At 67.2% G+C, this 17,360-nt stretch carries 18 protein-coding genes and 1 pseudogene; 9 read left to right on the top strand and 10 right to left on the bottom strand.

Annotated elements, in window-relative coordinates; translation table 11 throughout:
• Positions 1-6: 6 nt before the first annotated feature.
• From ACF088_RS23185 to ACF088_RS23170, 4 genes are all read left to right on the top strand, one after another.
• Positions 7-426 (top strand): barstar family protein, encoded by a 420-nt coding sequence (locus ACF088_RS23185; RefSeq protein WP_392377680.1) that lies wholly within the window; start codon positions 7-9, stop codon positions 424-426.
• Positions 427-594: 168 nt separating this feature from the next.
• Positions 595-1,098, top strand: coding sequence for a winged helix-turn-helix domain-containing protein (locus tag ACF088_RS23180; RefSeq protein ID WP_392377679.1), 504 nt, complete (start codon positions 595-597; stop codon positions 1,096-1,098).
• Positions 1,095-1,745, top strand: a complete 651-nt coding sequence (locus ACF088_RS23175) for a transposase (protein WP_392377678.1) — start codon at positions 1,095-1,097, stop codon at positions 1,743-1,745. Before ACF088_RS23180 ends, ACF088_RS23175 begins: the two co-directional genes overlap by 4 nt.
• 75 nt (positions 1,746-1,820) lie before the next feature.
• Positions 1,821-2,537 carry a hypothetical protein gene (locus ACF088_RS23170; protein WP_392377677.1) on the top strand — a complete coding sequence of 239 codons (717 nt, stop codon included), beginning with the start codon at positions 1,821-1,823 and terminating at the stop codon, positions 2,535-2,537.
• A gap of 53 nt (positions 2,538-2,590) precedes the next feature.
• Here the strand turns inward: ACF088_RS23170 and ACF088_RS23165 are convergent, their stop codons facing one another.
• Complete coding sequence (locus tag ACF088_RS23165) at positions 2,591-2,776, bottom strand: helix-turn-helix domain-containing protein (RefSeq protein WP_392377676.1); 186 nt, start codon at positions 2,774-2,776, stop codon at positions 2,591-2,593.
• A 377-nt stretch (positions 2,777-3,153) separates the two neighbouring features.
• Here ACF088_RS23165 and ACF088_RS23160 point away from each other — a divergent pair.
• Positions 3,154-3,300 (top strand): annotated as a pseudogene (locus ACF088_RS23160) (peptidase C39 family protein); the annotation flags it as partial.
• 220 nt (positions 3,301-3,520) lie between these two features.
• Here the strand turns inward: ACF088_RS23160 and ACF088_RS23155 are convergent.
• From ACF088_RS23155 to ACF088_RS23145, 3 genes are all read right to left on the bottom strand, one after another.
• Positions 3,521-4,255, bottom strand: coding sequence for a S1 family peptidase (locus ACF088_RS23155; protein ID WP_392377675.1), 735 nt, complete (start codon positions 4,253-4,255; stop codon positions 3,521-3,523).
• 175 nt (positions 4,256-4,430) lie between these two features.
• Complete coding sequence (locus ACF088_RS23150; protein WP_392377674.1) at positions 4,431-5,105, bottom strand: tRNA-dependent cyclodipeptide synthase; 675 nt, start codon at positions 5,103-5,105, stop codon at positions 4,431-4,433.
• A gap of 302 nt (positions 5,106-5,407) precedes the next feature.
• Positions 5,408-6,154: an FG-GAP repeat domain-containing protein gene (locus tag ACF088_RS23145; RefSeq protein WP_392377673.1), complete on the bottom strand. Its 747-nt coding sequence runs from the start codon at positions 6,152-6,154 to the stop codon at positions 5,408-5,410.
• 392 nt (positions 6,155-6,546) lie between these two features.
• On the opposite strand from ACF088_RS23145, the gene ACF088_RS23140 reads away from it, so the two are divergent.
• Positions 6,547-7,287, top strand: a complete 741-nt coding sequence (locus ACF088_RS23140) for an AzlC family ABC transporter permease (RefSeq protein WP_392377672.1) — start codon at positions 6,547-6,549, stop codon at positions 7,285-7,287.
• Positions 7,280-7,618, top strand: a complete 339-nt coding sequence (locus ACF088_RS23135) for a branched-chain amino acid transporter permease (RefSeq protein WP_392377671.1) — start codon at positions 7,280-7,282, stop codon at positions 7,616-7,618. Before ACF088_RS23140 ends, ACF088_RS23135 begins: the two co-directional genes overlap by 8 nt.
• A 58-nt stretch (positions 7,619-7,676) precedes the next feature.
• On the opposite strand, the gene ACF088_RS23130 is transcribed toward ACF088_RS23135, so the two are convergent.
• The 6 genes from ACF088_RS23130 to ACF088_RS23105 all read right to left on the bottom strand — a co-directional run bounded on the left by ACF088_RS23130 (position 7,677) and on the right by ACF088_RS23105 (position 13,527).
• On the bottom strand, positions 7,677-8,939 hold the full coding sequence (locus ACF088_RS23130; protein WP_392377670.1) for an Nramp family divalent metal transporter: 1,263 nt from the start codon (positions 8,937-8,939) through the stop codon (positions 7,677-7,679).
• Between the two features lie 161 nt (positions 8,940-9,100).
• A complete protein-coding gene (locus tag ACF088_RS23125; RefSeq protein ID WP_392377669.1) occupies positions 9,101-10,084 on the bottom strand; it encodes a VOC family protein in 984 nt (327 codons plus the stop codon).
• A 69-nt stretch (positions 10,085-10,153) separates the two neighbouring features.
• Positions 10,154-10,363 carry a 4-oxalocrotonate tautomerase family protein gene (locus tag ACF088_RS23120; RefSeq protein WP_392377668.1) on the bottom strand — a complete coding sequence of 70 codons (210 nt, stop codon included), beginning with the start codon at positions 10,361-10,363 and terminating at the stop codon, positions 10,154-10,156.
• 2 nt (positions 10,364-10,365) lie between these two features.
• On the bottom strand, positions 10,366-11,166 hold the full coding sequence (locus ACF088_RS23115) for a 2-keto-4-pentenoate hydratase (protein WP_392377667.1): 801 nt from the start codon (positions 11,164-11,166) through the stop codon (positions 10,366-10,368).
• Positions 11,167-11,248: 82 nt separating this feature from the next.
• Positions 11,249-12,031, bottom strand: coding sequence for a 2-keto-4-pentenoate hydratase (locus ACF088_RS23110; protein WP_392377666.1), 783 nt, complete (start codon positions 12,029-12,031; stop codon positions 11,249-11,251).
• A 38-nt stretch (positions 12,032-12,069) separates the two neighbouring features.
• The gene (locus tag ACF088_RS23105; RefSeq protein ID WP_392377665.1) at positions 12,070-13,527 is read right to left on the bottom strand and encodes an aldehyde dehydrogenase; all 1,458 of its coding nucleotides are present in this window, start codon (positions 13,525-13,527) and stop codon (positions 12,070-12,072) included.
• Between the two features lie 654 nt (positions 13,528-14,181).
• On the opposite strand from ACF088_RS23105, the gene ACF088_RS23100 reads away from it, so the two are divergent.
• Together ACF088_RS23100 and ACF088_RS23095 are read left to right on the top strand one after the other, a co-directional pair.
• The gene (locus tag ACF088_RS23100) at positions 14,182-15,753 is read left to right on the top strand and encodes an FAD/NAD(P)-binding protein (RefSeq protein WP_392377664.1); all 1,572 of its coding nucleotides are present in this window, start codon (positions 14,182-14,184) and stop codon (positions 15,751-15,753) included.
• 21 nt (positions 15,754-15,774) lie between these two features.
• Complete coding sequence (locus ACF088_RS23095; RefSeq protein WP_392377663.1) at positions 15,775-17,340, top strand: 4-hydroxyphenylacetate 3-hydroxylase family protein; 1,566 nt, start codon at positions 15,775-15,777, stop codon at positions 17,338-17,340.
• Positions 17,341-17,360: the final 20 nt, after the last annotated feature.

Genomic DNA, 17,360 nt, shown 5'->3' with positions numbered 1-17,360 from the left:
GCAGCAGTGAATCTTGAGCCCGGGCTGACCGTTATTCGGCCGGATGGCGTTGATGAGGTCATAAAGGCGGCAGCTGCCGAGGGGCGTCCCCTCTATCAGTTCTCCACGGATGATCAGGCGGGGAGCGAGGCGCTCTTTGATGCAGTTCGGGGTGCGCTTCCACTGGATCCTCCGGTGGTCGGCTCCAGTAGCTGGGATGCTCTCTCTGATTCCCTCTGGGAGGGAATCCACTCGAAAAATCATGGCCGCGTGGCTATTCTGTGGACCGATGCAACAACGTTTGCCGACGAGAGTCCGGAAGACTACCGGATGGCTATTGCCATCTTGAGGGATGTGGCGGAATCACTTTCGGACGAAACGGCGACGGTGGGGCGGCCAACGGACGTCTGCATTTATGTCGGCAGAAGTGACAAGCCGATACGGTGAACCTTCCGTTCCTTAGTGGAACGGAAGGTGCAATCAGGCCTTGGTCAGGTTGGCCCGAGCAGCATCGGCATTGAGTGACGGCCCGCCCAGTCCGTTTCAGGGCGGGCCGTTCTGCGCATTGGTCCAACTCTGCCCAGGTGCCTCTTACTTGAACTTTTCGTAAGTTCGGTGGGTGTGGTGGCTTTGTGGTTGGGAGGCTGTCGGGATGGCTTATCGACCTTTGTCCTCTGCGTCTGGTTCTTCCGTACCTCCGTTGTCACGGCCGGCGGGTCGAATCCGGAGATCGCGCGGGCGGTGGGAGTGTGTGCCGAGAGCGTGCGGCGGTGGCGGCGTGTGTGGGAGGAAGGGGGTGCTCCAGCCTTACGTCGGCGTCCGGCCACCGGTCGCCCGCCCAAGCTGAATGACGCCCAGGTCGAGACGGTGCGGGCCGCCTTGGAGCGAGGTGCCCGGGCTCATGGATTCGAGGCTGATCTGTGGACCTTGGAACGAGTCGGCGTGGTCGTCGAGCGGGTGACAGGAGTGTCCCTGTCACGGGCGTCGGTGTGGCGTCTGCTGACCGGCCGGTTGGGGTGGAGTCTGCAGCGGCCTGAGCGGCGGGCGGTGGAGCGGGACGAGTCCGAGATCGCCCGCTGGATCACGCACGAGTGGCCGCGCATCGAAAGGGGGCGGTGAACACACGTGCCTGGATCGTGTTCCTCGACGAATCAGGCGTCTCGTTGCTGCCCCAGATCCGCCGTACTTACGCACCTCGCGGCCGCACGCCGCTTCTGCGACACCGGCTGAACTGGAAGCGTGCCTCGATGGCCACGGCTCTGGGCTACCACTCCACCGACTTCGACCGCGGTCCTCGCCTGTGTTGCCACCTCAAGCCCGGCAGCTACGACACCATCGCTCTCATCGAGGTCCTTGAACAGGTCAAACAGTTCTACCGTGGCGAGCCAGTGATCCTGGTCTGGGACGGCCTGTCCGCCCACTGGAGCCGGGCGATGCGAGCCTGGCTCACCGAGCAGGATTGGGCTCACCCTCCACCTGATCACGAACCGGCCGGAGGTGGTGCGGGAGGGACCAACCCCGCATGCGCGGGGGCCAAGGCCGTGAGCTGCGGTTTCAGGAAGATGGTGAGTTGGTTTACTTACTTTCGGCGATTCGGATATAACGCCCTTCGGTTGGGTTGCGCTCCAGCGGGGCGCAGTGGTCCACAGAGCCATTGCGGCCTGGGGCACCGTTCCGACGTCGTGCCGCTGGCACAGGTGATGTCGGTGTCCCAAGGTCAATATTGGACTCTCTCGATCCGTCATGACGGATCTTGCCGGGTTTGAGCCGGCGCCAGGGCGGGGTGCGATGCCCGAATCAGCTTGGCCGCCCGCGGACGGTAGGACTCAACAGCCGGGCTGATGGAAATGTTGCCTGGGAGTTGTTCCGCCTACCGCAGTAACGGGCTCGTAAAAGGCGCCGTCGGCGATGCTGAGGCCGAACAGGACGAGAGTGCGCCGTGCGGTCCGCCGCCGATTGCTCCACCCCGAGACGGTCTCGCGCGCACGGTGGGGGCTTCGCGCAGGGGCAGGGGCAGGCTCACCCACGACGCCGACCGCGCCGAAGCCGCCGGAGCCATAGCCCTGTTCGCAGAGAAGTACGGCGAGCGGGTCCGCATCGTCGACATCGGCGACTTCTCCCGAGAACTTTGCGGCGGCACCCACGTCGCCCGCTGCTCTCAGGTCGGCGCCTTCCGCCCGCTGACCGAATGGTCGATCGGCTCCAACCTCCGCCGCGTCGAAGCCCTCACAGGCCACAGCACTCTCACGCACCTCGACACCGAGCGCCGCCTCTTGCGCGAACTGTCCACACTCCTCGGAACCCGCTCGCAGGACGCGCCGACCGCCTTGCGCAAGCGCCTGGAGGCTCTCGCCGACGCCCAGACGCAATTCCTCCCGTCCTCGGCTGGTCAGCTGAGAGGGTGGATGGCTTCCCCTGAGGCACCCGCCGGCCGGGGACATCCCGGGGACTTTCAACCCTGTCCCAGGGACATTCCGGGGACTTTCCGCCGGGTAAGCAGGGAAGGCCCTGACAGCGCTGAAAGTCACGAACGCGCTGGTCAGGGCCTATTTTCCTAGCACTCTGATGTTCACCGCGAGCCCGCCGCGGGCCGTCTCCTTGTACTTGACGTTCATGCGACCCCCTGTTCGCGGCAATTCTCTTCCAGCCAGGTCATGATCTCGCTGGGCCAGAACCGCAGTTGTTGGCCCACGCGAAAGCTGGGGATGGCTTGCTTCTCGTGATTGTCGTAAACCCAGGAGGCGGGCTTTCCGAGAAAGTTCGCCAGAGCCGGCACGGTCCACATCCTTTGATCCATCGCTGCTCACCTCCGTAGGTCGGGAGTGCGACAGGATAAGGATGGACCACGGCCGCACCAGACGGCCCGTACAGCGCCATTTTGACCTTCATGGGCCCGTCGTGGCGGGAGTCCGAGCGTGAGACGGGTGTGGGCGTCGGGGTGACGCACAGTGAAGAAGGCGCATCTCGTCCGTCTCGGTGCTGTCCAGGGTTCGGCCTTCAGCGCCAGAAGCCAGCACCGATCCAGCACAACGCCCCCGAACGGACCGAGGGGCGGCAGCGGGAGTCAGCACGAACTCAGCACGGTCCGGCTCGGGTTCGTTCGAGGCGAACGAGCCCGAGCCGTTGACCTGCATGTTTGTCATCGTCTCCGGCGTCTGTTACCTGCCCGCCTCCCAGTTCGAGAACATCTGGCTGCGGACCAAGCGCCACGACGCAAACAGCCAGGTCAAGAGCGGTTCGGGAGGGGTCTGTTACCTCTACTTCCCGGCTGAGCCGGCCCCAACTCAGCACCGGGTACTCGCGGAGCTGGGAATCCACTGAGCTGGGAATCCGCTGAGCGGGTGCACGCCGACGGCGGTCATGACCTGACGGCAGCGCTCACTGCCGTCGAGGGGGTGCCTTCCGGGAGGATCCTCATCCGGTGAAGGCGATGACCGGGTGGAGGGGGCGTCGTGCGGCAAGGCGTTGTGGGGCGAGGGGGCGTGCGTGGCTGCCGTCCGTGGGCGTCGGTGGCGTCCGCTCCCTCCTGCCGTGCTCTGTGCTACTGCCGGGTGACCGAGTGGATCCAGGCGAGTTGCTGGGAGATCTCGCCGGCCTGGGCGATGTTCTCCCGGTCGGAGCCGTCAAAGACGCCGAGGAGGGTTTCGGTGCCGGGCGGGGCGATGCTCATCACCGGGCCTCCGGAGTCGCCGCCGGCGGGAATCCCGGAGACCTTTTCCATACAGAAGTCCGAGCCGCCCGGTGCGGTGTAGCCCTCGCACCGGGGGTCGTCCGGCCGTACGACGCGCAGGTCCGACTGCTTGAGGACGGGGGACTGGCAGGTGTTTTCGTCACCGGTGCAGGTGGCACCCCACCCGTACTGGCGCACGGCCTGGCCGGGGTGGACACCGGTCGTGGCCAGGGGCGCCGTGCGGATCTTCATCGGCGGGACTTTGATGAGCATCATGTCGGCGTGCGCGCTTCCCACGCGTCGGCCGGGCAGCGGAAGGACGGTGGTGCCCTTGCGCATGTCGAGGCTGCCGACCCGGAAGGAGATCCGCTTGTCGGCGATGGGCTGTGCCTGCTCGAAGAAGCAGTGCGAGGCGCTGATGATCCACTCGTCAGTGACCGCCGTCCCGGTGCAGACCGGTTGTCCGTCGACGAGCATGCGCACCGCCCACGGACCGTAGGTGCTCTTCGACCCGCCGATGACGGCGGAGGCCGGCGTGGGCGACATCAACGAGCCCGTCACCAGCAGTAAGACGGTCAGCAGCAGCACACGAACTCGACGCACCATCTGGAACAGCTCCTCTTGTCGGGCATGGGTCGTACGGGTGGTGAGATACCCCGCTGGGCGGGCCGGCCGACACCGTGACGGGCGGCAATCCGGTGCCGACGCTCCTCACGGTGCCGGGGACGGGCTTCGGCGGCGACCGACCTGACCAACCGTCACGACGGGCACGGTTGCCGCACTAGCAGTCGTGGAGGACGAGGAACCCCTGGCGGGGGCTCACCTTGAGCGGGAAATCGCCCTGGGCGATGCGATCCCACAGCGGCCAGGGCCGGTGGTAGACCATGAGTGTCTCCTCGCGGTCGAGGATGGTGGCGCCGTCCAGGACGTAGGGGAGTTCGTCGAGCACGTAACGCACCGCCGCAGCAGCCTGGTGGTCGTCGACGCGGGCATCGGGGCCCCGGACCGTGCGCAACCGGCTGCCGACGGCCTGACGGCTCATGGCCAGGCAGGCGTGCCGGAAGCCCTCGTCGGCCGCGAACGCCCTGTCCACCTCGTCGCGGAGGCCGAGGTAGTGCGGGTTGTCGGCGAAGCCGCCGAAGTCGTGCACGGCCACCCGGCGTTCCGGTGCGCACGTCTCCAGTGCCTCCTGCACCGCGCGCTTCCTGCGTGCCACTTCCTTGCGCGCCTTGGCCTGGGGTCTGGACTCGCCGACCGCTTCCAGAATCCAGGAGGAGTGCTCGGCCCCGGGGAGCAGGACGTCGAAGTCCTGTACCGATGCGTGCGCCCAGGCGACCAAGCGGGCGATGTAGGCATCGTCGAAGCGGCTGTTGAACGGGCTCACGCCGAGCAGTACATGCTCGCGCCGTCCGAATATGGTCTGGCAGTTGGAGGTTGCGGGACTCGCCTGCAGCACGGTGTCTTCATGCCTTCCGATAGGGCGGCCGTACGGGCGGACGAGTCGATCACGGTGCGGGACGTGCCATGTCCTCGGGTTCCGTGCGCCTGTCTGAAGTCACCTCGGACGGCCGCGTCGTGTGGAGGTCGTCTCTTTCGAATCTTCGTGGACGTCTTGGGGCGGACCGGGATCGGGGCCGGGACCGGGGCCCGGGTCTGGGTCTGGGTCCGGGGCGGCACCTTCACCCGTATGTTCAGGCCCTCCCGGCACCGACGCCGGGCGCCGCCGGTGTCGGGAGGACCGCAGGCGCCCGGTGGTGATCAGGAGCAGGGCTTGTAGAAGTGCTTCCAGCCGTCGCCGGGCATGGCCGGCGGCTCCGATGTGGTCCCGAACGCGCCGTATTTCTGCTGCAGTTCGTAGTCGTAGCTCCCCGGGCCGCTGCCGGGCTTCGTCAGGCGCACGTGCCGGTCCAGCTGTCCGTCACCGGAGTTGTTGAGGATCGCGAGGTCCGGGTACGCGTCGCCGCCGTAGTTGGCGATGCGAAGCTGCCGGGCCTCGCCGTGGTCGCCGATATCGGAATGCCGGGACTTGGCAGAGGTCAGGTTCGACCGCTTGAGGGGGCCGGGGCGGTACTCCGCGACGCGCGCCGTCGAGGGGTCGTCCCCATCGGCCGGCGTGACGAGGTTGACGACCATGTCCAGGGTGCCGTCGCGCTGGAAGTCGGCGACCGCGGCGGACGCCACCTCGCCCTTCTTCGCGCCGAGAAGGGCGCTGACGGGGTACGGCTTGCCGAACGAACCGTTCGCGGTCCCCCACTGGATCGTCATCCTGGTGCCGGTGAGGCCGGGGTTGCTGATCTTGTCCGGGTGGCCGTCGCCGTCGAGGTCGCCGACCAGCGTGGTGGCATCGGCCAGGCACGGGGCCGTCGCCGTGGCGGCCTTGCCGGCCCGTGCCGCGCCTCCCTGGGCCGGCGCGGCGGCCGCACTGGCCTGATAACCGGCAACAGTCAGGGGCAGGATGACGGCCGCGACCGGCACGGCGATCAGGTGTAAGCGCTTACGAACCATCGTGAACTCCTCATGTCGTTGTCGCGAGGGGAGATGCCGTCGGCGACCTGCGCGTTGATGCCCGGATCGCTGTATTACACAACCGTGACGTGCAAAGGGGAGAGCGGGGCGACCCGGCTGCTCGACGTGGAGTGTGGGTCCGACGCACCGAAGCGGGGCCGCCCGGCAGTCCGTCGGCGAGTCGGTGAAGCTCAGCCGCGTCCCGGCGTCCCGGCGTCCTGGCGTCCCGGCGTCCTGCCGGACGGGCCTTGGCCACGCCCCGCGAAAAGACCACTGGCTCTGTCAGCGGGGCGGGTTACAGCGAACGCACAACTTCAGGCACCTCCCGGTCGCCCCGGATCGGGTCAACGACCGGCGCAGGAAGGGGACATGGACCTACTAAAGTTGCGTCCATGTCATCACACATGCGTACGGCACGCGGCGAACCTGCTCCGCCGCAGGGCGGGAAGAGAGCGTCCGATGTCCGTCAGGCGCTGGCGGAGACCCTGCCGGTCGGCGTGGGAATGTTCTCCTTGGGGATCACCTTTGGGCTGCTGGTCGTGCAGTCGGGGCTCGCCTGGTGGTGGACGCCCTTGTTCAGCGGGTTAATCTACGCCGGCTCGCTGGAGTTCCTGCTGGTCGGCATGCTGATGGCCGCGAGTCCGCTGGTCTCGATCGCCTTGACCACGCTGCTGGTCAATTTCCGGCATGTCTTCTACAGCCTGTCGTTCCCGCTGCACCGCGTCCGGGGCAAAGTCGCCAAGACCTACGCGGTGTTCGCCCTGATCGACGAGGCCTACGCGCTCACGGCGACCCGGCCTGCCGAGTCCTTCAGCAGCCTGCGGATCATCGCGACACAGGTGTCGCTGCAGTCCTACTGGGTCGGGGGCGGGCTGGTCGGGGCGCTGACCGGTCGGGCGCTGCCCACGATCGACGGCCTGGACTTCACCTTGACCTCGTTGTTCACCGTGCTGGCGATCGAGGCATGCCGGTCGGGACGGGACCTGCCCGCCCCGCTGCTGGCCGCGGGATGCGGCCTCTTCGCCCAGCTGGTAGCGCCCGGCCAGATGCTCGTGGTGGCGATGACTCTCTACGTTCTCGCGCTGCTCGTGCGCTACCGCTTCACCCGGCCCCAGGAGCACACCAATGCCTAGCACCGGATACATCGTCTCGGCGCTGGTGACCGTCGTGGCCATCACCTTCGCCCTGCGGGCCGTCCCCTTCGCGTTCCTCGGGCGGCTGCGCCAGTCGCACGTGACCGCCTTCCTGTCCCAGCACATGCCGGCCGGAATCATGGTGATCCTGGTCATCTACCTGCTGCGCGGTGTCGATGTCACCACCAGCCCCTACGGACTGACCGAAGCAACGGGCATCGCCGTGACGGCCGGGCTGTATCTGTGGAGGCGCAATGTGCTGCTGAGCATCTTCGCGGGCACCGCGGCCTATGTGCTGCTCCTGCACCTCCTCCCGACGGCACACGGCTGACGGGCCCGTTCCCGCACTTCGGGTGCCGGGTCCGCAGGCCGTCCCCTCCGCCGGTGGGTCAGCCGACGAGGAGCCGGCCGAGCAGGTAGAGGTTGAGACCGGACAGTACGAAAGCCAGGACCGCTCCGAGCCCGGTGGTGAGCGGCCTGTTGACGTAATCTCCCATCAGCTTGCGGCTCCGTGTGAACATCACCAGGGGGACGAGGGCGAACGGGATGCCGAAGGAGAGCACCACCTGGGACATGACGAGCACGGAGTCCGGTGAGAGTCCGACGGCCAGGGCGATCAGGGCCGGCGCCATGGTGACACCGCGGCGCAGCAACAACGGAATCCGGCGGCGGAGAAAACCCTGCATGACGACCTGTCCGGCGTAGGTGCCCACACCGGAGGAGGAGAGCCCGGAGGCGAGCAGGGCCACCGCGAAGGCCAGCGCGGCCATACCGCTGACGGTCTGGCCGAGGGAGTGGTGAGCTGCCTGCAGGCTTCCGCTGTAGTCACCTCCGCGCCGGTGGAACAGGGCAACCGCGACACAGAACATCGCCAGGTTGATCAGTCCCGCCAGCCCGAGGCCGGAGACACAGTCGATGCGCAGGCTGCGCAGCGCGACCCGCTTGGCGAGTGGGGTGCGCGGCGACTGCCGCTGTGCGGTGATGGCGGAGTGCAGATAGATCACGTGCGGCATGACCGTGGCGCCGATGATGCCGACCGCCAGGGTGAGGGATTCGGTGCCCGCGAGGCGGGGCACCATGCCCGCCGCAATGCCTGCGGACGACTGGCCGCCCAGCGCGAACAGCTGGTAGAGGAAGCCGAAACCGATCAGCGACAGCAGGAAGGTGATGGCGATCTCGAAAGGACGGTAGCCGCGGCGCTGGAGGGCGAGCACCGCAAAGCTGATCACCGCAGTGGCGACGCCCGCGGGGAAGAGCCGCACCCCGAAGAGGAGGTTGAGGCCGATGGCGGCGCCGACGAATTCCGCCAAATCCGTGGCGATCACGACCAGTTCGGCCTGCACCCACAGTAACCGCGACACCGGGCGCGGCAGGCTGCGGCGGCACAGGGTCGGCAGGTCCGTCCCGGTCGCCAGGCCGATCTTCGAGGAGAGGTACTGGATGAACATGGCGACGGCATTCGCGACCACCAGGACCCACACCAGCAGATAGCCGAACTTGGCGCCCGCCTGGAAATTCGTTGCGAAGTTACCGGGGTCGACATACGCCACCGCGGCGACGAATGCGGGCCCGTAAAAGGCCCGTCGGGTGCGCCTCACCTCTCTGTGGGCACGCTGCTCCACCGACGCTGTGGTCATCTCGGCTGTGGTCATCTGGGCTGTCCCCTCACGGTGTGTGCTCGGTCCGAATCACTCAAGCTCCTGCGGGCATCTGCGAGACGGCTCCCGTGGCATCCCCCTGAACGCACGGCGGCGCCGCCCCGGGCCAGGCACACCGTGCGCCTGGCACCGGGGCGGCGCCGCGTGGCAGGGCGCTACCGCAGAGGGGACTCCGAATCCGGGCCGACGGGCGGGGTGCCGTAGGTGAAGTAGGTCTCCTGCGGCAGGTTCGTGCCGCCGATCGCCGTCCCCGTGTCGATCTGGTCCATCGTCCAGGTACGGGTCTCGAAGTCCGGTTCGAGTATCAGGATCCCCGGGTCGCCGAACAGCTCGATCCGGTTGCCGCCCGGCTCGAAGACGTACAGGAAGGAGCTCTGGGTGATGCCGTGCCGGTCCGGACCCGCCTCGATGGTGATGTCGTAGTCCCGGAACATCTCGGCCGCGTCGATGGTGTGCTGCTGCACTCCGTAGTAGAAGGCGACGTGGTGCAGCCGGCCTCGGGCTCCCCGCGCGTCCCGCATGACGGCGACGTCATGACTGAGAAGGCTGCTGCTCATCCACACGCCGGTCTCGACACTGCCGTCGACCACCCGCTCATTGGTCCGCAGGCCGAGGTGGCGCTCGAAGGACTGCTTGACCGGTGTGACCTCGCTGGCCAGCAGATTGAGGTGGTCGATGCGCTTGACCGGCAAGCCCTGCAGCGGCTTCTTCGACGGCCGGCTGAGGATCTTGCTCCGCAGCTCCGGCGGAGACTTGTACTTCTCGGCCTCCCACAGCAGGCACATGTGGTGGCCGTCGGGCGTGAGGAACTGGTAGGTCTTACCGTAACCGAACTCGTCCTCGGTCCACTTGCCGTCCTGGTTTCCGTCGCGCATCGACCGGACGCGGCGTTCCAGCGCCTCCGGTGACGAGGTCCGCAGCGCGGCGTGGTCCATCCGGGGCTCCGGACCCTCGGTTATCTTCAGGCTCCACTGGTACGGGTCCTCGTAGCCCCGCAGGTAGACCGACTGCCCCTCGCGCCTGGTCTCGTACATGCCCAGCAGGTCCTTGAAGAACCAGAGGGTGCCGTCCGGGTCCGGTGTGTGTAATTCCACCCGCGCCAAGTGGGCGATCTCGTGGCGGTACATGTCTTCGCTCATGCTTCGGTGCCTTTCTTGGACAGCGGGAGCAGAACTTCTCAAGCGACTGGGCCGCCGGCGCCGGCAAGCTCAACCGGCGTCGCTCTTCCGGGCATTGCGTTCCTCGGTCGTGACGTCGCCGGCTGCCCAGTGCGCGGGGTCGACCTCCCGGACGACCACCCGGATGTTCGCCAGCGGGGCACCCACAGCGCGGTGCGCCGCTTCTGTCAGTTCATGGATCAGCGCGCGGACCTGCTCCGGTGACCGTCCGGATCCCAGGGTCACGTCGATGAACGGCATACTCAGCCTCCTGCGACGGTGATGCTTCCGAGAGTGGAGAAGTGCGCTGCGACGCTCGCGCCCGGCTGGACGTGGACCGCGTCGGTCATTCCGCCGGTGAGGACGATCGCGCCGGCTTCGATGGCCAGTCCCCGCTCGCCAAGGGAGTTCGCGGCGAGTGCGAGCGCCTCTGCCGGGTGACCCTGCACCGCCGCGCCGGTGGCGGAGTCGACCACCTGGCCGTCGACCTCCAGCAGGCATGCTTCGTGCGAGAGATCCATGCCCTCGGGGGAGCGTCCGAGGGGACCGAGCACGAACAGCCCGGAGGAGCTGTTGTCCGCCACCGCGTCGGCCAAGGTGAACTTGAAGTCGCGGTAGCGGCTGTCGATGATCTCGACGCCGCCGTAGACGCGGTCCACGGCGCGCAGGGCGACCGCCGCGGTGACGCCGGGACCCGCCAGCCGCTCCCGCATCACGAAGACGATCTCCGGCTCGGCCCGGGGGTGGATCAGCCGCTGCCGGGGCAGGGGGACGCCGGCCGGCAGCACCATGGCGTCGGTCAGCCATGCCAGGGACGGTGCGTCGATCCCCATCCTGATCTGCTTGGCGCGCGAGGTGAGGCCGAGTTTGACGCCGATCAGCGTCTCGCCTCGCTGCAGCCGCTGCTGCAACGCCTCGCGCTGCACCGTGTACGCGCCCGGCACGTCAAGATCCGGCCAGTGCGCGGTGATGGGCCCGCGAGCAGTGACCGAGCGCTCGGCGTCGAGCAGGACCTCGGCTGCGCGCCGGGCGTCTCCGGAGCGGATTTCCAGTGGCTCGGCCATGAAAAGGCCGCCTCCTTTGATACGGACGGTAGACGGACGGTAGGGCGAACAGTGGGTGGGGGCGTGCGGCTCAGCGTGCGGTTCAGCGTGCGCGCACGGTGGTCACGGCGCCCACTTCGGCGATGCTCGCGGTCACGGTGTCGCCGGGCTCCAGGGCGACGGCCGGGGTGAGGCAGGGGACGAGCACCACGCTGCCGGCGGTGAGGGCGAAGCCCTCCTGGCGTACGGCGTTCGCCACCCACACCAGGGCGTTGACGGGCGAGCCGAGCGCCATGCCGCCCGCGCCGGTGGCGGCCACCTCTCCATTGCGGTACAGCACACAGCCGGACAACCGCAGGTCCACATCCGACAAGGCTGCCGGGGTGCCGCCCAGAACGACGCCTCGGCAGCCGGCGTTGTCGGCGACCAGGTCGAGGACGGACGCCGGCCCGTCCTCGAACCCGGAGTCGGTGATCTCCAGGGCGGGCAGCACACAGTCCACCGCCCGGACGGCGTCCGCCACGGTGACGCCGGGCCCGCGGAGCGGCTCACCCAGCACAAAGGCCAGCGCAGGCTCGATGAGGGGGCGGATGAATTTCCCGCCGAGGGGAATATGGGAGGGAGGGAACATGCTGTCGGTGAGATGGCCCAGAACCGGTTCCGAGGTGTCCATGTTCCGCTGCGCGGTCACGGACACCAGGCCGGCTTTGAATCCGCGCAGCGGGTCGTTGTCCGAGACCCGCTGCCGCAGCTGCGTCCACTGGATTTCGTACGCATCGGACCGGGAGGAAAGGGAACCGTCGCGAACGGCCGAGGGAACCGGCTTCCCGGTCCGGTGGGCGTGGTACAGATTCGCGGCGATGTCCTGCAAGGCATCTGATGTCATGGGGACTCTTTCAAGGAGGCGATCGTCGTGCCCGGGCGTCAGCGAATGCGCAGGACCACGGCGCGAGGCTCGGTAAAGAATTCACGCGAATGCGGCCCGCCTTCTCTGCCGACCCCGCTGATACCCTCGCCACCGAACGGCATACGGAGATCGCGCTCGAAATAACAGTTCACCCATACCGTGCCGGCTTTCCAGCGGGCTGCCATCCGGTGAGCACGGTCGAGATGGGTGGTGAACAGAATCCCGGCCAGTCCGTACGGGCTGGCATTGGCCAGGTGCAGCGCTTCTTGTTCGGTGTCGAACGGGATGACCGTCTCCACCGGGCCGAAAATTTCTTCCCGGGCGGTCCGGGTGTCGTTGGTCAGCCCGGTGATGACTGTCGGCGCATAGTAGAAGCCACGGGCCAGTTCTCCGGTGGTCAGGGGCGATCCGCCGATGAGGACCGTGCCGCCTTCTTTTTGTGCCAGGTCGACATAGCCGTGCACCTTGTCCAGATGCCGTTGCTCGATCAGCGGGCCGATGAATGTCTCGTGACGCTTGGGGTCACCGACGACGATTTTTGCCGCCTCGGCAGTGAAGCGCTCCAGGAAGGCCGGAAGAATCCCGCGCTGTACGAACAGGCGTGACCCGGAGAAGCACACCTGACCGTTGCCGCCGAAGATCGCCTTGATCGATTCGGGTACCGCCACGTCCAGATCGGCATCGTCGAAGACGATGTTCGCCGACTTGCCGCCCAGTTCGGCGGAGACCGGGGTCAGGTGGGGGGCCGCGGCGGCCATGATCCGGGCTCCGGTGGCGCTGGATCCCGTGAAGGTGATGCGGTCCACGCGCGGATCGCTGGTCAGCGGGCCGGCCACCTCATCCGCACCGAAGCCGTGCACGATATTGAGCACGCCCTCCGGCAGCCCCGCGGCAGTGGCCAGTTGGCCGAAGCGGGCCGCTGTCAGCGGGGTCTGCGGGGCGGGCTTGAGCACCACCGTGTTGCCGAAGGCGAGGGCGGGCGCGGCCTTCCACGTGGCGAGCATGAGCGGGGCATTCCACGGACTGATCGCCGAGACGACGCCCGCCGGTGGACGGAGGGAGTAGCCGAGTACCGGACCGTCCGGATATGCCTCATCGGTCGCCATCGCCGCGTAATCAGCGAAGAACCGTAAATTCTGGGCGACCCGGGGCATCTCCCCGTGCAGCGCCTGCCTGATGATCTTTCCGCTGTCCACGGTTTCCAGTATCGCCAGCTCCTCGCGATGCGCGTCCACGGCGTCGGCCACGTCGTGGAGAATTTTACGGCGTTCCTTGGGAGTCATTCTGGGCCACGGGCCCTCGTCGAATGCCCTCCGTGCCGCCGCAACCGCACGCTCACCATCCACTGCGGCCCCTCTGGCCACAGTGCCTATCACCGAATTATCGTGCGGATCTCTGGTCTCGAACGTCTTTCCATCTGCGGACTCGACGGCCTGGCCGCCGATCAGGTGGCGAATGTCTCGCTTTTCTGCCACCGCTCCCGCCCCGGCACCTAATGACACTGGAGACAGCCTCCTCGGCGCAGCGAAAACATCACGCTCCGACCGCCGCGCAGATAGGAAGCAGTGCGGCGGGCCGTAGGTGATGAGTGCGTTGCTTGTCACGGTTGCTTGTCACGGTTGCTGGTCGAGCCGGATTTCCTCACGGCGTCGACGGATATGCCCCCACCCCGCAACCTCATGAAGGATTTCAGAAACGCCTTCTTGCAAGTGCCGCTACATCCTCCATGCGGAGAACCGGGAGAGTCAAGATCTCTTCGGTAACCGGTCGACTACCCTTAGTGCCCTGCGGGGCCTCCGCTAATTGGGTGTGAGAGTTCCGCTTCTGTAATCCGTCATCGGGCTGGCTCAAACCGAGTCCTGCCCACAAAATTTTTGTTGACTGCCCCCTTGCCCACAGGTAACTTCATGAGCACTGGTATCGGCCGGGCTTGAGGCTGCTCGATTGCAGCAATCCGGTTTCGCGTGCATGCTTCCACCGCGTGCAATAATCCCTTGAATCTGTTCGGCCGGAGCGGTCGTGGATTGCCTTGCCGTCCGCCTCGGCGCAGAAAATCATCTTCCCTATTACAGGTCAGATCACGCTGTCCACGCAGGCTGTCGGACTGTGCTCTAAAGCTCTAGGGGGACATGTCAATCATGGGCTCGAGTGCCATGAGCCGTAGCGTCGAGATAGGCGTAGTCGGGGGCGGGGCATCTGCAGTCTGCCTGCTCGACGCGCTTGCTCAGACCCACACACCACCGGGCGGCATCACGGTTTTCGAGCCGTCCCCACATTTATGGCGCGGCCGACCGTACCAGCCGGACCTGGAGACGGTACGGGTGAACATCGCACCCGACGGTATGTCCGTACGCTTCGGCGACAGCGGCCACTTCCCGCGGTGGCTCGCCGACCGGGATGCCACCGCCGGCTCCGGTACGGACTTCGTGGACCCGCTGAACCAGATGCGTTTTATACCTCGTGCCATGTACGGCCTGTATCTGGAGGATGCGGCGCAGGCGGCGTTGACGCAGCTGCGCGAGCGCGGATGGCGCATCGACATCGTCCGGGAGACGGTGTCGACCGCGATGCGGGCCGGCGGGAAAGTGGCCCTGCGGACGCAGAGCGGACAGCAGGCGGTGGTCGACTACACCGTGTTGTGCGTGGGCCGGGGGCAGCCCGGCGACCCGTATGCCCTGACCGGCACGGAAGGCTTCATCGCCGACCCCTACCCGCTGTCGCACTCCCTCACGGACATCGACCCCGATGACACCGTCGGTGTGGTCGGCAGCGGACTGACGGGCATCGACGTCGTCCTCTCGCTCGCCAACGGCGGCCACCGCGGCCGCATTCTGCTGCTCTCGCGCAGCGGGGTGCTTCCTCTGGTACGTCAAAGTCCGCTCCCGCACACCCTGCAACACTTCACGGCCGAGAGGTTCCGTGGCGCGGCGGCACGCGGCGAGACCCTGACGGTCGAGGAGCTGGTCGGCACGATGCGCAGGGAGTTCAGTGCGGCCGGCGAGGACTTCGACTCGGTGGCGAAGGAGATAGCCGCGCTCACCGAAGAGGACCCGGTGCAGCGACTGCGCCGGCACCTGGCCGAAGTGCACTCCCCCCGCCGCGGATTGCGCATCCTCCAGCATGCCGTGCCGGCCACCGGACCGGACATCTGGCCGCTCCTGCCCGAGCAGGAGAAGGCCGAGCTGTTGCGCACGCACTACCGCTCGGTCATGAGTCTGTGCTGCCCCATGCCGCCGACAGCGGCGGCCATGGTCCTGGACCTGATCGACGCCGGGCAGCTGGAGATCATTTCCGGTATCCGGCACATCGAGCGGTCGGGCGGCGGAGGCTTCACCCTGCGCACCGACGACGAGCAGCCGGCATACCGCGCCGACCGCCTGGTCAACGCGGTGAGCCCGTCCTCCCGCAGCCTGCCGCTCAAGGCCGAGGACCTGATCGCTTCCCTGACCGCGGCCGAACTCGCCCAGCGGCATCCGCGCGGCGGGGTGAGGGTGGAACGGGCTACCAGCCGGTTCGTGGTGGACGGCACGGCCGACCCCAGGCTCTACGCACTCGGTGATCTCGCCTCGGGCAGCCTGTTCTTCACCTTCGGTCTTCCCTCGATCGTCGACCGCGCCTACGACATCGCCGACGCCATCCACGCAGACGTCATGGGAAGAACCTCCTCCCTGTGCGGGGCCGACGTACTGCAGAACACCTGACCACTCGCCCGGAGGAATGCCATGACTTCAACGGTCCCGCTGCCGGAACTGGCCGGCGCGCGTAACGATGTCCGTCCCATGACGGGCGACGAGTACCTGGACTCGCTGCGCGACGGCAGGGAGATCTATATCTACGGCGAGCGCGTCGAGGACGTCACCACCCACCCCGGTTTCCGCAACAGCGCACGCTCCATCGCCAGGCTCTACGACGCGCTGCACGCGCCGGAGGCCGAAGGGGTGCTCCGGGTACCGACCGAGACCGGGAACGGTGGGTTCACCCACCCCTTCTTCAAGACCGCCCGCTCCACGGACGACTTGATCGCCTCCCGTGACGCGATCGTCGCATGGCAGCGGATGGTCTACGGATGGATGGGCCGTACGCCGGACTACAAGGCCTCCTTCCTCGGCACCTTGGGAGCCCACTCGGACTTCTACGGGCCCTTCAAGGACAACGCGCTGCGCTGGTACAAGCAGGCCCAGGAACGGGTGCTGTACTTCAGCCACGCGCTGGTGCACCCGCCGATCGACCGGGACAGGCCCGCCGACGAGACGGCGGACGTCTGTGTCCACGTCGAGGAGGAGACCGACGCCGGCCTCATCGTCTCGGGCGCCAAGGTGGTCGCCACCGGCTCCGCGCTGACCAACCACAACTTCGTTGCCCACTACGGTCTTCCGGTGCGCGACAAGCGGTTCGGCGTGGTGTTCACGGTGCCGATGGACGCACCGGGGCTGAAACTGTTCTGCCGGGCCTCCTACGAAATGATGGCCACGGTCATGGGGAGCCCGTTCGACTTCCCGCTGTCCAGCAGACTGGACGAGAACGACGCCATCATGGTCATGGACCGCGTGCTCATCCCCTGGGAGAACGTGTTCATGTACGACGCGGAGGCGGCGAACTCCTTCGCGAACGGCTCGGGCTTCGTCGACCGCTTCACGTTCCACGGGTGCACCCGCCTCGCGGTGAAGCTCGACTTCATCGCCGGCTGCGCCATGAAGGCGGTGGAGATGACCGGCACCTCCGGCTTCCGCGGGGTGCAGGCGCAGATCGGCGAGATCCTGAACTGGCGTGATCTGTTCTGGGGCCTGTCCGACGCGATGGCCAAGTCGCCGGTCCCCTGGGTGGGCGGTGCCGTGCAGCCGAACGTGCGCTACGGCATGGCGTACCGGACCTTCATGGGCATCGGCTACCCACGCATCAAGGAGATCCTGCAGCAGACGCTCGGCAGCGGGCTCATCTACCTCAACTCGCATGCCAGCGACTGGAAGAACCCCGAGGTGCGCCCCTACCTGGACACGTACCTGCGGGGCTCGAAGGGGATCGAGGCGATCGACCGGGTCAAGCTGCTGAAGCTGCTCTGGGACGCCGTCGGCACCGAGTTCGGCGGTCGCCACGAGCTCTACGAACGCAACTACGGGGGAGATCACGAAGCCGTCCGGTTCCAGACCCTGTGGGCCTACCAGGAGTCCGGGGACGCCGAGGTGCTGAAGGGCTTCGTGGACCAGTGCCTGGACGAGTACGACCTCGACGGCTGGACGCGCCCGGACCTGTTCAACCCGGACGAGCTGTCATTCGTCCGCGGCCGCTGACCCCCGGCCGGCCCCGGGCG

It is taken from the genome of Streptomyces sp. NPDC015125 (assembly GCF_043080045.1).
Lineage (GTDB): Bacteria > Actinomycetota > Actinomycetes > Streptomycetales > Streptomycetaceae > Streptomyces.
Note: the sequence above shows the minus strand (reverse complement) of the source record. Positions and strands in the feature narration are given on the sequence as shown.

Coding starts and splice junctions, on each gene's coding strand:
- ACF088_RS23170 (WP_392377677.1), top strand. CDS start 1,821: ATGGAAATGTTGCCTGGGAGTTGTTCCGCCTACCGCAGTAACGGGCTC.
- ACF088_RS23165 (WP_392377676.1), bottom strand. CDS start 2,776: ATGGATCAAAGGATGTGGACCGTGCCGGCTCTGGCGAACTTTCTCGGA.
- ACF088_RS23155 (WP_392377675.1), bottom strand. CDS start 4,255: ATGGTGCGTCGAGTTCGTGTGCTGCTGCTGACCGTCTTACTGCTGGTG.
- ACF088_RS23145 (WP_392377673.1), bottom strand. CDS start 6,154: ATGGTTCGTAAGCGCTTACACCTGATCGCCGTGCCGGTCGCGGCCGTC.
- ACF088_RS23140 (WP_392377672.1), top strand. CDS start 6,547: ATGTCATCACACATGCGTACGGCACGCGGCGAACCTGCTCCGCCGCAG.
- ACF088_RS23135 (WP_392377671.1), top strand. CDS start 7,280: ATGCCTAGCACCGGATACATCGTCTCGGCGCTGGTGACCGTCGTGGCC.
- ACF088_RS23130 (WP_392377670.1), bottom strand. CDS start 8,939: ATGACCACAGCCGAGATGACCACAGCGTCGGTGGAGCAGCGTGCCCAC.
- ACF088_RS23125 (WP_392377669.1), bottom strand. CDS start 10,084: ATGAGCGAAGACATGTACCGCCACGAGATCGCCCACTTGGCGCGGGTG.
- ACF088_RS23120 (WP_392377668.1), bottom strand. CDS start 10,363: ATGCCGTTCATCGACGTGACCCTGGGATCCGGACGGTCACCGGAGCAG.
- ACF088_RS23115 (WP_392377667.1), bottom strand. CDS start 11,166: ATGGCCGAGCCACTGGAAATCCGCTCCGGAGACGCCCGGCGCGCAGCC.
- ACF088_RS23110 (WP_392377666.1), bottom strand. CDS start 12,031: ATGACATCAGATGCCTTGCAGGACATCGCCGCGAATCTGTACCACGCC.
- ACF088_RS23100 (WP_392377664.1), top strand. CDS start 14,182: ATGTCAATCATGGGCTCGAGTGCCATGAGCCGTAGCGTCGAGATAGGC.
- ACF088_RS23095 (WP_392377663.1), top strand. CDS start 15,775: ATGACTTCAACGGTCCCGCTGCCGGAACTGGCCGGCGCGCGTAACGAT.